The 14,287-nt window shown below is 47.0% G+C and carries 11 protein-coding genes; 7 read left to right on the forward strand and 4 right to left on the reverse strand.

The annotated features are described in order from the left end of the window. Positions 1–47: 47 nt before the first annotated feature. From HFV01_RS18275 to HFV01_RS18285, 3 genes are read right to left on the reverse strand one after another with little or no spacing between them, the layout of a single operon-like run. On the reverse strand, positions 48–644 hold the full coding sequence (locus tag HFV01_RS18275; RefSeq protein WP_193520261.1) for a hypothetical protein: 597 nt from the start codon (positions 642–644) through the stop codon (positions 48–50). After that, positions 631–1,074, reverse strand: a complete 444-nt coding sequence (locus tag HFV01_RS18280) for a type II toxin-antitoxin system VapC family toxin (protein WP_006620624.1) — start codon at positions 1,072–1,074, stop codon at positions 631–633. The genes HFV01_RS18275 and HFV01_RS18280 overlap by 14 nt, the downstream gene beginning before the upstream one ends. After that, positions 1,074–1,334: a hypothetical protein gene (locus tag HFV01_RS18285; RefSeq protein WP_006620625.1), complete on the reverse strand. Its 261-nt coding sequence runs from the start codon at positions 1,332–1,334 to the stop codon at positions 1,074–1,076. Before HFV01_RS18285 ends, HFV01_RS18280 begins: the two co-directional genes overlap by 1 nt. Positions 1,335–4,939: 3,605 nt before the next feature. On the opposite strand from HFV01_RS18285, the gene HFV01_RS18290 reads away from it, so the two are divergent. Further along, complete coding sequence (locus HFV01_RS18290) at positions 4,940–5,713, forward strand: RNA polymerase sigma factor (RefSeq protein ID WP_006670500.1); 774 nt, start codon at positions 4,940–4,942, stop codon at positions 5,711–5,713. A gap of 87 nt (positions 5,714–5,800) precedes the next feature. Here the strand turns inward: HFV01_RS18290 and HFV01_RS18295 are convergent, their stop codons facing one another. Beyond that, complete coding sequence (locus HFV01_RS18295) at positions 5,801–5,974, reverse strand: hypothetical protein (RefSeq protein ID WP_193520262.1); 174 nt, start codon at positions 5,972–5,974, stop codon at positions 5,801–5,803. Positions 5,975–5,994: 20 nt separating this feature from the next. Here HFV01_RS18295 and HFV01_RS18300 point away from each other — a divergent pair, with 20 nt between their 5' ends. From HFV01_RS18300 to HFV01_RS18325, 6 genes are all read left to right on the forward strand, one after another. Continuing rightward, positions 5,995–7,110 carry a hypothetical protein gene (locus HFV01_RS18300; RefSeq protein WP_193521334.1) on the forward strand — a complete coding sequence of 372 codons (1,116 nt, stop codon included), beginning with the start codon at positions 5,995–5,997 and terminating at the stop codon, positions 7,108–7,110. Between the two features lie 39 nt (positions 7,111–7,149). After that, entirely contained in the window at positions 7,150–9,264 is a 2,115-nt protein-coding gene (locus tag HFV01_RS18305; RefSeq protein ID WP_006620636.1) for a TonB-dependent receptor, read from the forward strand. 267 nt (positions 9,265–9,531) lie between these two features. Then, positions 9,532–10,380 carry an RNA polymerase sigma factor gene (locus tag HFV01_RS18310; RefSeq protein ID WP_111894755.1) on the forward strand — a complete coding sequence of 283 codons (849 nt, stop codon included), beginning with the start codon at positions 9,532–9,534 and terminating at the stop codon, positions 10,378–10,380. Positions 10,381–10,521: 141 nt separating this feature from the next. Further along, positions 10,522–11,568 (forward strand): tetratricopeptide repeat protein, encoded by a 1,047-nt coding sequence (locus tag HFV01_RS18315; RefSeq protein ID WP_318285797.1) that lies wholly within the window; start codon positions 10,522–10,524, stop codon positions 11,566–11,568. A gap of 272 nt (positions 11,569–11,840) precedes the next feature. After that, positions 11,841–12,251: a hypothetical protein gene (locus HFV01_RS18320; protein WP_006670504.1), complete on the forward strand. Its 411-nt coding sequence runs from the start codon at positions 11,841–11,843 to the stop codon at positions 12,249–12,251. 267 nt (positions 12,252–12,518) lie between these two features. Then, positions 12,519–13,946, forward strand: a complete 1,428-nt coding sequence (locus HFV01_RS18325; RefSeq protein ID WP_008049465.1) for a DUF6765 family protein — start codon at positions 12,519–12,521, stop codon at positions 13,944–13,946. Positions 13,947–14,287: the final 341 nt, after the last annotated feature.

Consider the following 14,287-nt stretch of genomic DNA (forward strand, 5'->3'; position numbering starts at 1 on the left):
AACTCTGAGAAACCGGGTATCTTATCTACATCTTAGGTACAGCTTGTTTACCAGTCGCTTAATACATTGCCCCTCACCCTAAATCCCTCTCCCACAAAGGGAGAGGGACTTGGAGAGGTGATAATATGATTTCTGAACAGGCTGTAAGATACCAAAGCGATCGCCCTAAATCTGGCTCCCACAAAGGGAGAGGGACTTGGAGAGGTGATAATATGATTTCTGAACAGGCTGTAAGATACCAAAGCGATCGCCCTAAATCTGGCTCCCACAAAGGGAGAGGGACTTGGAGAGGTGATAATATGATTTCTGAACAGGCTGTAAGATACCAAAGCGATCGCCCTAAATCTGGCTCCCACAAAGGGAGAGGGACTTGGAGAGGTGATAATATGATTTCTGAACAGGCTGTAAGATACCAAAGCGATCGCCCTAAATCTGGCTCCCACAAAGGGAGAGGGACTTGGAGAGGTGATAATATGATTTCTGAACAGGCTGTAAGATACCAAAGCGATCGCCCTAAATCCCTCTCCCACAAAGGGAGAGGGACTTGGAGAGGTGATAATATGATTTCTGAACAGGCTGTAAGATACCAAAGCGATCGCCCTAAACCCCCTTTCTTTTGCTGCCCAAAATTTACGATCGCACATCCATCGGATGCACTGCCATCACTTCCCCATAGCGGGCAAAATCCCTGATATTAAAAGTCAGAATATGAGTCAATCCATGTATCAGCATTGCTGCCACCAACCGCGCATCATGGACATTAACTCCCCTCACCCCATAAGTCAGCACCAACCTTTCCCACTCCGAATAAATGGCTAACCTATCCGGTAATAGCAAAAAAAGCCCTTTTAATCGATTGACTTCAGCAGCCGCTTCCGTTGGGGTATGTCCTAAACCATTCTTATCTACAGGGCGGGTGTAAACATTCCAAAACTCGATTAAATTTTGGGGAATGATACAAACATCTCCCCCTTGTGCAAGCAGAATATTTGTCGCTGTTACTGCATCGGCGTACATGGAATGATTAGCGTCTGCACTCCGCAACAGAATATTAGTATCAATCAAAAATGACATTAACCCCTTTCTCCATAAATGCTTTCTCGGCTAATCGCTTCATCGGATAAAGAGGGCTGGTTGCGCGGGTGACTCGCTGCCCATTCCCGAAACGCTTTCGCCCTTTCTTCTGGAGTCGCCGTTTCATAAAAAGGACGATCTTTCCCCGCCGCTGAGGTTTCCTGCTGGCGTGCTTTCAGCTTCTCCTCTAAAAGCGATCGCTCTTCTGGGGAAAGCGATTGAACCACTAGGGCTAAAGATTCCACTAATTTAATATTCATAAACTCTCCTATCCCTGAGAAACCCGGTTTTTTATCTACATCTTAGCCAAAGTAGGTTGGTGTAGGTTGGTGTAGGTTGGGTGCAGCATAGCGAAACCCAACACCCCCTGGGTTGGTGTAGTTGGTGTAGGTTGGGTGCAGCATAGCGAAACCCAACACCCCCTGGGTCAACATATACCCCTTTCCAAGGCCAAGAAACCCGGTTTTTTGAAAAAACCGGGTTTCTGAGAACCTCCTTGGGGGAACCCAACACCCTGTGGGAAACATATACCCGCTGTTGGGTTCCGTTGCACTCCACCCAACCTACCCAGAGCTAATTTAATATTCATAAACTTTCCTATCCCTGAGAAACCCGGTTTTTTATCTACATCTTAGCCAAAGTAGGTTGGTGTAGTTGGTGTAGGTTGGGTGCAGCATAGCGAAACCCAACACCCCCTGGGTCAACATATACCCCTTTCCAAGGCCAAGAAACCCGGTTTTTTGAAAAAACCGGGTTTCTGAGAACCTCCTTGGGGGAACCCAACACCCTGTGGGAAACATATACCCGCTGTTGGGTTCCGTTGCACTCCACCCAACCTACCCAGAGCTAATTTAATATTCATAAACTTTCCTATCCCTGAGAAACCCGGTTTTTTATCTACATCTTAGCCAAAGTAGGTTGGTGTAGTTGGTGTAGGTTGGGCGCAGCATAGCGAAACCCAACACCCCCTGGGTCAACATATACCCCTTTCCAAGGCCAAGAAACCCGGTTTTTTGAAAAAACCGGGTTTCTGAGAACCTCCTTGGGGGAACCCAACACCCTGTGGGAAACATATACCCGCTGTTGGGTTCCGTTGCACTCCACCCAACCTACCCAGAGCTAATTTAATATTCATAAACTTTCCTATCCCTGAGAAACCCGGTTTTTTATCTACATCTTAGCCAAAGTAGGTTGGTGTAGGTTGGTGTAGGTTGGGTGAAGCATAGCGAAACCCAACACCCCGTGGGTCAACATATACCCCTTTCCAAGGCCAAGAAACCCGGTTTTTTGAAAAAACCGGGTTTCTGAGAACCTCCTTGGGGGAACCCAACACCCTGTGGGAAACATATACCTAAAGATTCCACTAATTTAATATTCATAAACTCTCCTATCCCTGAGAAACCCAGTTTTTTATCTACATCTTAGCCAAAGTAGGTTGGTGTAGGTTGGTGTAGGTTGGGTGAAGCATAGCGAAACCCAACACCCCCTGGGTTGGTGTAGTTGGTGTAGGTTGGGTGCAGCATAGCGAAACCCAACACCCCGTGGGTCAACATATACCCCTTTCCAAGGCCAAGAAACCCGGTTTTTTGAAAAAACCGGGTTTCTGAGAACCTCCTTGGGGGAACCCAACACCCTGTGGGAAACATATACCCGCTGTTGGGTTCCGTTGCACTCCACCCAACCTACCCAGAGCTAATTTAATATTCATAAACTTTCCTATCCCTGAGAAACCCGGTTTTTTATCTACATCTTAGCCAAAGTAGGTTGGTGTAGGTTGGTGTAGGTTGGGTGCAGCATAGCGAAACCCAACACCCCCTGGGTCAACATATACCCCTTTCCAAGGCCAAGAAACCCGGTTTTTTGAAAAAACCGGGTTTCTGAGAACCTCCTTGGGGGAACCCAACACCCTGTGGGAAACATATACCCGCTGTTGGGTTCCGTTGCACTCCACCCAACCTACCCAGAGCTAATTTAATATTCATAAACTTTCCTATCCCTGAGAAACCCGGTTTTTTATCTACATCTTAGCCAAAGTAGGTTGGTGTAGGTTGGTGTAGGTTGGGTGCAGCATAGCGAAACCCAACACCCCGTGGGTCAACATATACCCCTTTCCAAGGCCAAGAAACCCGGTTTTTTGAAAAACCGGGTTTCTGAGAACCTCCTTGGGGGAACCCAACACCCTGTGGGAAACATATACCCGCTGTTGGGTTCCGTTGCACTCCACCCAACCTACCCAGAGCTAATTTAATATTCATAAACTTTCCTATCCCTGAGAAACCCGGTTTTTTATCTACATCTTAGCCAAAGTAGGTTGGTGTAGTTGGTGTAGGTTGGGTGCAGCATAGCGAAACCCAACACCCCGTGGGTCAACATATACCCCTTTCCAAGGCCAAGAAACCCGGTTTTTTGAAAAAACCGGGTTTCTGAGAACCTCCTTGGGGGAACCCAACACCCTGTGGGAAACATATACCCGCTGTTGGGTTCCGTTGCACTCCACCCAACCTACCCAGAGCTAATTTAATATTCATAAACTTTCCTATCCCTGAGAAACCCGGTTTTTTATCTACATCTTAGCCAAAGTAGGTTGGTGTAGTTGGTGTAGGTTGGGTGCAGCATAGCGAAACCCAACACCCCCTGGGTCAACATATACCCCTTTCCAAGGCCAAGAAACCCGGTTTTTTCAAAAAACCGGGTTTCTGAGAACCTCCTTGGGGGAACCCAACACCCTGTGGGAAACATATACCCGCTGTTGGGTTCCGTTGCACTCCACCCAACCTACCCAGAGCTAATTTAATATTCATAAACTTTCCTATCCCTGAGAAACCCGGTTTTTTATCTACATCTTAGCCAAAGTAGGTTGGTGTAGTTGGTGTAGGTTGGGTGCAGCATAGCGAAACCCAACACTCCGTGGGTCAACATATACCCCTTTCCAAGGCCAAGAAACCCGGTTTTTTCAAAAAACCGGGTTTCTGAGAACCTCCTTGGGGGAACCCAACACCCTGTGGGAAACATATACCCGCTGTTGGGTTCCGTTGCACTCCACCCAACCTACCCAGAGCGATCGCACCTACCTGGGGGAATCCAAAATTCACTGTAACACTTGCGCTAATAACCGACTCATAAGTTGCGTCCTAAGCGATCGCTAAAACCCCGTTTCTTTGAATGCCAAAAAAGCGATCGCTCCCCCAGGCTTGTTACCATGGGGCCGGGCATTTTGGTATTGTTACGGAGTCAATCCCCTCCCAGGAGATTTAGGTGGAATTTTGGCCGGCTAGTTAAACAAGTTTCATAAATCGGATATAAACTTTTTGGGAAAGTAGGTTATGATACTTTTAGAGCCAGAACAATAAGGGTAGAATTATCGTCCCAGCCAGTTCAAGATATATGCTCTAAGATTGCAATTTTTGCCAATCATTATCATCATTAACCACATTACCAAGTAGTTAATCTGCGGCTAATGTGAGGCGGTGTTCTGTTGGCAAAATATATTCAAGAGGGTGCGGGTTTTGAGCGATCGTGACACATCACGGATCGCGAGACGAATTACATATATATAGGTATCTTCAATGACATATCAACCCTTGAGTTGCCTTTTGCCCATAAGGCAGGTCCAATGTGCTGAGTGCGAACCTGATTGGGCGTAAGTGCCAGCAGATATGCTTTTGGAACAGCTTTTAGCACTGCTGGTGGAAGTCCTTGTAGAATAAATATCCTGTGGAAGTGATTCCTGAAATGAATTAGTTGATTATGTGTAAGCACACCGAACCCTTATGGCTCATTCATGGATTTATTTAGGATGGCTAAATAAGGGTGTATATCTAACTGCTTTTCTTTTGACTCAACCCTAATAGAGAACTCTCAGAAAATGGATCTATCTAATAGTAGTTATCAGCTAACTGTCGAGTTTTGGCAACAATGGCTAGAGCATGAAGACTATCTCTGGCGTTGTTGTCTCAGACAAATGGGCAACCCCATTGAAGCCGAAGATGCCCTCAGTGAAGCCCTTTTGAAAGCCCAAAAACAACTGCAAAAACGGACGGAACGGATTAGGAATTGGAGGCAGTGGTTAGTTAAAGTAACCTGGAATCATTGTACAGATATCCTCAGACAGCGCGATCGCCAACATTTGAAAGTTGAGAATGTCGATCCGATCGCCTTAGCTGATGAATGGGTAAGTCCCGAACCCACGCCGGAACAGATTTGTATCGGCTGGGAACTGGAAGAATTTTTAGATCGCGCCATGGAGGCATTACCGCCGAAGAAGCGGGAAACCTTGATTCTCTACATGAAACAACAGCAGTCTTACCCAGAAGTTGCTGGGCGACTTCTCGTGTCCCCGGTCAACGTCCGTAAGCGCATTTCCGACGCCAGGCGGGTTTTGCGCCATCGCCTGGAAAGCTACGACCGCGACAGCCACGGTCTGCTGAAGCCATCTAAGAAGAAGGTCACAGGGCAATCGGTCCAGTTGACACCGGAAACAGTCGCCCCCCCTGAATCCAAAAAAAAGCGGACCAAAGCAACTCCCCTCCCGACCCAGAAACCCCAAACAAAAGTTAAAAAAGTTAAAGCGGTTTCCCGTCGGGCAAAATCCCAGGCTGGTGTTGCGGAACCCACCCAAAGAGCAAAAGTCAGGGTTTGACCCAATCGCCTCGATAGCATATCTGGAAGGCGATCGCACCTACCTGGGGGAACCCAACACCTCGTGGGTCAACATATACCCCTTTCCTCAGCCAAGAAACCCCGTTTTCCCAAAAATCGGGTTTCTCAGAACCCCCTTGGGGGAACCCAACACGCTGTGGGAAACATATACCCGTTGTTGGGTTCCGTTGCACTCCACCCAACCTACTACTGGAGAGCGATCGCACCTACCTGGGGGAACCCAACACGCTGTGGGAAACATATACCCGTTGTTGGGTTCCGTTGCACTCCACCCAACCTACTACTGGAGAGCGATCGCACCTACCTGGGGGAACCCAACACGCTGTGGGAAACATATACCCGTTGTTGGGTTCCGTTGCACTCCACCCAACCTACTACTACTACTGGAGAGCGATCGCGCCTACCTGGGGGAACCCAACACGCTGTGGGAAACATATACCCGTTGTTGGGTTCCGTTGCACTCCACCCAACCTACTACTGGAGAGCGATCGCACCTACCTGGGGGAACCCAACACGCTGTGGGAAACATATACCCGTTGTTGGGTTCCGTTGCACTCCACCCAACCTACTACTGGAGAGCGATCGCACCTACCTGGGGGAACCCAACACCCCCTGGGGAAACATATACCCGTTGTTGGGTTCCGTTGCACTCCACCCAACCTACTACTGGAGAGCGATCGCACCTACCTGGGGGAACCCAACACGCTGTGGGAAACATATACCCGTTGTTGGGTTCCGTTGCACTCCACCCAACCTACTACTGGAGAGCGATCGCACCTACCTGGGGGAACCCAACACGCTGTGGGAAACATATACCCGTTGTTGGGTTCCGTTGCACTCCACCCAACCTACTACTGGAGAGCGATCGCACCTACCTGGGGGAACCCAACACCCCCTGGGGAAACATATACCCGTTGTTGGGTTCCGTTGCACTCCACCCAACCTACTACTGGAGAGCGATCGCACCTACCTGGGGGAACCCAACACCCCCTGGGGAAACATATACCCGTTGTTGGGTTCCGTTGCACTCCACCCAACCTACTACTGGAGAGCGATCGCACCTACCTGGGGGAACCCAACACCCCCTGGGGAAACATATACCCGTTGTTGGGTTCCGTTGCACTCCACCCAACCTACTACTGGAGAGCGATCGCACCTACCTGGGGGAACCCAACACCCCCTGGGGAAACATATACCCGTTGTTGGGTTCCGTTGCACTCCACCCAACCTACTACTGGAGAGCGATCGCACCTACCTGGGGGAACCCAACACCCCCTGGGGAAACATATACCCCTTTCCTCAGCCAAGAAACCCGGTTTTTCCCAAAAATCGGGTTTCTCAGAACCCCCTTGGGGGAACCCAACACGCTGTGGGTAAACATATACCCCTACTGTCCCTCAACTAACTCGGAAATCTGTGAAGATACACAACTGTAGCTTTGTCGTTGCCTTAGCTGTCCTCCACCTCACTGCCATTCCCGCAGCCTTGGCACAAACTCCCCTCCCATGGGCGATACCTGACCCCGGATTGAATAAAACCCCCAAACCTTCTCCGCCACCGTCAGACCCGGACTATATCATCCCCCCTCGCGTGGCTCCTAACGACCAAATTAGCGCCTTTACCACTACTTTAACCCTTAATGATATCCCCATCAGCCACCTGACCGAATGGCAGGTGAGCGGCGTGCAAGCCTTCGCTAATACCACAAATAGCGACATGGTTTTAGATGGTACGTTCAAACTCCACGCGGAGATTATCGAAAGCCTTAGCCGAACTAATATTTACAGGGTAGACCAGCGGGGGAGTTACTTGCAACTGCGGACGGTGCCGCTGGAAAGGCGAGTAACCACCACCACCACGGAACCCCAAACCATGAACGGTTTGGAAATTCAAATGAGTTTGACGGGGGCTTGTTTTTTACCTGATGCTCCCAGTGACCAACAATGTACTTATATGCCGGGGTTGGTCATCGATCGCAACAGCATCGACCCCGACTTTTTTGTGCCAACCCGGGTTCTGCAAACTTCACAGGTGGGGGATGTCTTGGCACCGGAAACCTTAGCTTTTATGCAGCTTCCCGGTTTTCAAGGGGGAAGCGCCAGCCAACCGATTGGGCTAGATTTGTACTTTCCTAATTCTGGCACTTTTCCGGGAAATAGTCAATCCCAAAGAAGCACAATTAAACGCCAAGAAGAAATCGACCTGACCATCGCCGGCACATTTTCCCGGGTGCGACAGGTGGTGAAAGCCAACGATCCCCAAGCGGTTTTGGGGCGCACGATTTACGGATTTACCCTATTTGGGGATGATGAAAATCGCTGTCTCAATACGGTTATCCAAGCGGGGGCACAATTTTTACCAGACCTCATTCCTGACCTGGAAGGGAGCGAAAATCCCCCGAATACCAGCATTAACCGTAACTTATTTTTTGCTGCTAATAATACCCGTTTACCTAGCAGTAGTTTTACGATTTATTCCGCTGGTCTGGGGCGGGCGGAAAGTTTGACTCCCAATATCAGAAGTTTGAGGGAAATTCCTGGGGCGAGTTATCACAGCCTCTGGTTGGGGCTGTCTCCGGTTCTCGATCGCAGCTTCGGACGCGATCGCCTTTTTTTCCGGGCGACCGGTCCCCAAATTGCTATGAGGGCGGGGGCGGAAGGGGGAGAAGATGTCGATAATCTACAGTTAATGTCTGTGGTCAATCAAGACATCTTTTCCACCGAGAATATACAGAACTTTTACACCCAAGTTTATCTGAGTTTTTTGCGGCAAGATGTCAACTTGAACCGCCAAAGTGTTTACCTAGAACAACGGCGATATTATCCTCACCTTAGTTTAACCGGAAACTGGACGCGAAGTCAAGACATTTTCCGCTACTATACGGGGGTTATTGCTTCGGAAATGGTGAAACTTTACCTAGGGGCAGACTATACATTTAACACGACGGACGGCTGGAGTTTTCGAGGGGGTGCGATCGGCTATGTCAACCCCGATCGCGACTATTACAGCCAGGTGTTTGGGAATGCTTCCAAAAGGTTTCGCCTGGGGAATAATAGGAATTTAATCCTGTCGAGTTTTTTCAATTATGCGATCGACCGAGAAACCCGCATTGGGGATGTTGTCAGCATTTCTCCCGCCAGCGAATTAGGGTTATCGGGACGTTTAAACTGGCAAAGATTTTCCCTGGGTTTAACCAACTATTTCGGGGATATCCTCCCCAATTCCTACGACGATCGCCTACTGATAGAATTAGCAGTCCGCCCAGTTAATAACGTCACCTTATCAGGTTATATCGCACCCATCGACAAAACCTCCAGCCGGTCGGTTTACGGTAGCACCATCAGTTGGAGACTGAAAAATCAGCCCAACAGTCCCACGCTATCAGCATCGTGGCAACATCAAGAGTATGATTATGGTAACGATGCCTTTGGGAATCGTATGTTGGTGACAGACAACATTTTTACCATCATTTTCCGGGTAGGAAGTTCCCCCAATCCATTCCCCCGTGAAAACCCAGATCAACCAGATTGAGAGTATATCGAGTGAACTTCCTGTTGGGATGTGGGATTTTTTCAGCAAAAAAATTTACATAAGTGGTATAGACTTTAATCAAGCGATCGAGTATCATATTACAGACGAGCCAAAAACCTGATCAAAATTCGGACTGATCTACCAAGGTCTAAACGAGCATATACTGTCGTTGTCCTCCCGGTATAAAAGGGTGGAGGCAAATTAGATGGAAGCCAACCAGGCTCCGATCGCCAAAACCATTGACGTTTTGAATCCCTCGTACCTCTTATGGAAATTAAAGACCCCATCAGGCGATATCGTTCCCCGAAAGCAAACGATGTCCAACCCTTGAAACAGGCAGAAGAACAAGAACTATTAAATCGTCTTTCAGAAGGGGAAATGAATGCCTTCTGGCCCCTCTGGTATTACCATCAAAACTACCTTTATAATCGCTGTATTAGTTGGATGGAAAATAACCGGACGGAAGCGGAAGAAGCCCTCAGTCTAGCCATGTTAAAAGCCAGGGATAAATTACCAAAATACGCCCCAAAAATCACGAATCTCCGAGCTTGGCTAACCCGCTTAACCCATAATCTATGCCTAGATATTCACCGAGAACGTCGCCGAAAATCAATCAGTATTGACAACATAGAAGATTCATATATTCAAGCACAAGATGTTATTTTATGTAGTTGTGAATCCCCAGAATCGCAAATTTTGAGGCATGAGTTAAGGCAGTTTATTCAGAGTGTTGTCAACCAACTACCTGAACGGCTTCGCATCCCTTTCATTCTCCGTTATGACCGAGAACTGTCTTATCCAGATATCGCCGAAAAACTCGGAATTTCCAGAGACAATGCTTACAAACGCATTCAACAGGCACGAGATATTCTCGCCCAGAAGGTGAGAAGTTATCTTTCAGGGGTAGATCCTTTTGAATCAACTTTATCTGAGAGTTTTTACATCACCAATAATTTGTTAATAGAAGACTCAAAAATCGACGATTTATCTGGTGTCGAGTGTAAATCGGTGGTAGTCAGTTATCACTTAACCGCGACCTGCCTAGACCAAATGTCTCATACATGGCATTTTTTGCCTGGTTTTGCGGCTTATAAAAACCGGCATCAGTCCACTTAATTGGAAAATTCAAACACCCAAAATAATTCGGTGATAGACAGTTATCGATTGGACTTGTGAACACCGAAGGATAACCAGGTGCATATCTGCAATAATCAAACACCACCAAATAGCGAGATGTCTAAAAAAACCTTTTCATGTATGGTATCTGTCACCCTACTTTCCGGGAGTGAGAGAAATGTGTATTTGGTTTTAGACCAAAAACCAACCCGAATCAACCAGAAGCTAAAAACCTTAGATCAGTACATACAAAAATATCCATCGGGATGGAAAAAGCGGCTAGAATTGGCGAATCTGTTGTATGCGACGGGTGATTGGCAACGGGCAATCGAAGAGTATCACCAAGTTATTGAGCGACAACCCCAATTGGTTGAGGTGTATTTAAACTTAGGGAAAATGTTGCAGCTAATGGGGCAAGAAGCCGACGCAGTGGCAGTTTATGAAAAAGCCTTATCCCAAGTTCGCCACGAAGCAACTCAACAGCATCTCGGCGGATTAATTGCCGTCTGTCGGCATGACCTGGAAGCAGCCATTGTCGCCTTTGAGTCAGCCACAGCCCTAGAACCGGACAACATGACGCACTGGCTGGCATTGGGGCGGCTACAGATGCAGAAAGAAGATATATCTGGGGCTTTGGGAACATTTGATCACATTTTGTCAGTTCATCCCAATGATATTGTGGCGCTAATTGACAGCTACGATGCTTTGATGATTCTGGGGGATGTCGGGGAAGCGGAGGTGCGGTTGCTGCGGATGCTGGAATTAGCCCCGGACGATTGTCACGTTCTCAAGCGACAGATAGAGACTCGTTGCCGGATGGGTTTGGTATGGGAAAAGGAGGGGAAGCAGACTAAAAAAATGATTGACACGGCACGGCAACGGATGACTACGGTGGAGGGTTTGGCGTTACTGGCTTATTATCACATCGCCCGAGAGGAGTTTGCGGAAGGAGTCAAAATTTTGGCTCGGTTAACGGAGGAACACCCCATTAACCCCAAGAGTTGGCATTCCTACGGTTGGGGTTTGTTCCATGCCGGACAATATCAGAAGGCGGCATCAGCAATGGAGACGGCTTACAAGCTGTCTGGCGAGGATGCCCAAATTTATCGGGATTGGTGCAAGATTTTACAAGCGGCGAGGCAGTCACAACAACGGGCAAAACTGCAAGGAAGAGTGACGGGTGTATGAATGGCGATCGCGGTTCGGAAAACCACCCCTGATAATTCGCAAAATTCACAGATCACCCCCCTCAAACGTCTAATATAGTAGCAGCCAGAACATTTAGGACATCCACGGTCCTGAAACCTGGGAGGTGGACTCTTTTGAACCCCTATTCCCTGTTCCCTATTTCCTGTTGGCTGCTATAACTAAGTCAACACCACTATTAAAGGTTAAATACCATGGCAGTCACCGGCTCAATTTCAATTGATGTCAATTAAACTTTCGATCAGATCAAAGGATTGGTCACATACGACAAAAAATATGTCATTGAAGTCATTAACAAGACCCAATATGTCCTGGAGCGCGTGGGATCCCATAATGACTCGCAAAATTGGCCCCTTGGCGATATCCAACCCGAGCAGTTAGGGGTCGGTAAATTTGACTGTAATTACTTTTCCTTTGGGGTAAATTATAAGCTCAAAGGGGGATCGGGTTTCATACAATTTGCTGCTTCTTGGCCGCTCATTGGTAAGCGAAAAATTGCAGTCGGCAATATACATCAAGATGGTAACGGTCCGGCTCGGAAGGTGTGGGATGAGATGGACGACCCGTCGGATAAATTATGTTCCAATGATTTGGTCAGAGTTCGGGCTTTTATGCAAGAAGAAGGAGAATCAATCATCTGGGTATATGAAGTGGTTACTAAATAGTTTTCACTGAAATTTACCAAACGGCGATCGGCTACAATTGTAGCCGATATTGACTTAACTACGCGGGTGAGATTGGTACAAACCAGAGATTTAATCTAGCCTGAATGTATATTAACCATCAAAAGTATAAAAACTCGATAGCTCGCGAAAAATCCTAGCCATGTTCAAAGCCACACCTGATAATTGGCAAAATTCATAAATTGAAGATAGCAATCGTCTTGAGAATGTAAATACACAAGTATCACCCACTCTCAAGAGGTAAATATTGTGGATCAAGATTTTCATTATTATGGAACTTACTACGCGGCTAGAATCGGCGGCAATTATAGTCAAAAGGATGCAACTGTTATTGCTACAGCCTCTAATTTCATCGATTTTTTGAGCAATGAAAAATATGCCGGATACTGGCATATTGTCAGCAATACCGAAAAATCTTTAGAGCGAGATTATAATGTGATCGCCAAAGTCGATTATCCTCGTTACACATTTCAAGGCACCTTGAGTACCGGAGCCAGTGGAAGTAGTGGGTTATGGGCATCATTTCACTTTCCTCCTGGAAACTATAATGACCCTGTTGGTACACCAACTAAGATCGATGTCCATGGAAAAGATGTTGCTGCCTTATTACCTGACTATCACCTACGGGAAATAGATCCTGATTCGAGCCTTAAGAGCAAAATTACTCCGGACATTGGTAAGTTGCTCAATCGGCCACAAAGTGCTTTGTCTAGAGCGATGATCAAAGACACAATTCGCTGTCTCACTGATTCAAGCCGTTTGGAAAACATTCTGATCAAATCTGCTGGTGGTAAGACCTTATTAAGTTCTGCAAATAAGGAGTCTATTCTCAAACGCTTTGGATTGCTTTTGTTGGGGGTTAGGGCTCATGTTATTGGAGATACTTGGGCCCACCAAGATTGGTGCGCCCTTGATCATGTAATCAATACTTACTGGGATATTGACAATTCCTGGCTCAAAAATGATGTTTGGCAAAATATTGAGTATCAAGATATGGGTCAGAGTTGGAAAAAAGTCAAGCTGTCTTGTACATCTCATGAAAATTTGCAAGCTGCTCCCAATGTACCTCCCTGCTATGTAGGACATGGATGGATGGGACATTTTCCCGATTACAGCTTCGTTAAATATCGCTATAAACCCTGCTGGAGTCCCAAAAGTGCATGGTCATTAGAGCGTGATAATCCTACGGAATACAACCATGCTTTTCTTGAGTTATGTAGCTTATTTTCTCAGGCAAGTGGCAGTCAGTTTCGCCCCCAAGATAAAAAGAGTCAACTAGTCGCAGCACAAAAGGCGATTTCCTCACCAATTGAAATTGACAATCAAAACAATTGTCCCCGATACCACTCGGCTGAGAAATGGAAAGAGGAAATGAACAAGGTAGCTCTTGAAAAACCCAAAATTGCCATTGATACCCGCAAAGAACCTGACGAAGAAACGGTGCTTAAAGGTAAATTTGACCATCCAATTGTTCTGGAAGCGATAAATCGCTACGGTTCCTTATACATTCAAGCTGCCAGCGATCTCCATCTGTTTCAAATTGCGGCTGACTACCAATTTTGGTTTGTCAAAGATTGGACTCAAAAACATGAGATAGGAGTTGGTAAATTGTTTGATGATACCTGGGCGAAAGCAATTGGTATTCTCTCACCTGATATCGTGAATATTTGGGGTTAACAGCACTATTTTACTAAGCGATCGCCCTGATCATACTTAGTCAAAAGGGGGGCGATCGCTCCCTTTTTTGATGGGGCTTCATTTGGGAAAATACCATAACTCAAAATTTTCCGAAATTGAATTCAATCCGCGTTTTAGGGGTGTAGATAAAGCCAGAGGTCTAATCGATCAGTCAGATGGGTAGGAAGTCGCGGTAATAGCCGAACCCTAGCCCCTTTGGGGGAATATGTATGCACCAATCCTAATGTGCAAGGTTTTAAAGGTTCGCAAGGTGATCGAAAAGCTCGGAAAAAGCTGGGTGGTGTCCATCCAGTGACTGTGCTGAAAGAGGAAGCGGGAGT

The sequence above is a fragment of the Limnospira fusiformis SAG 85.79 genome (assembly GCF_012516315.1).
Taxonomy (GTDB): Bacteria; Cyanobacteriota; Cyanobacteriia; order Cyanobacteriales; family Microcoleaceae; genus Limnospira; species Limnospira fusiformis.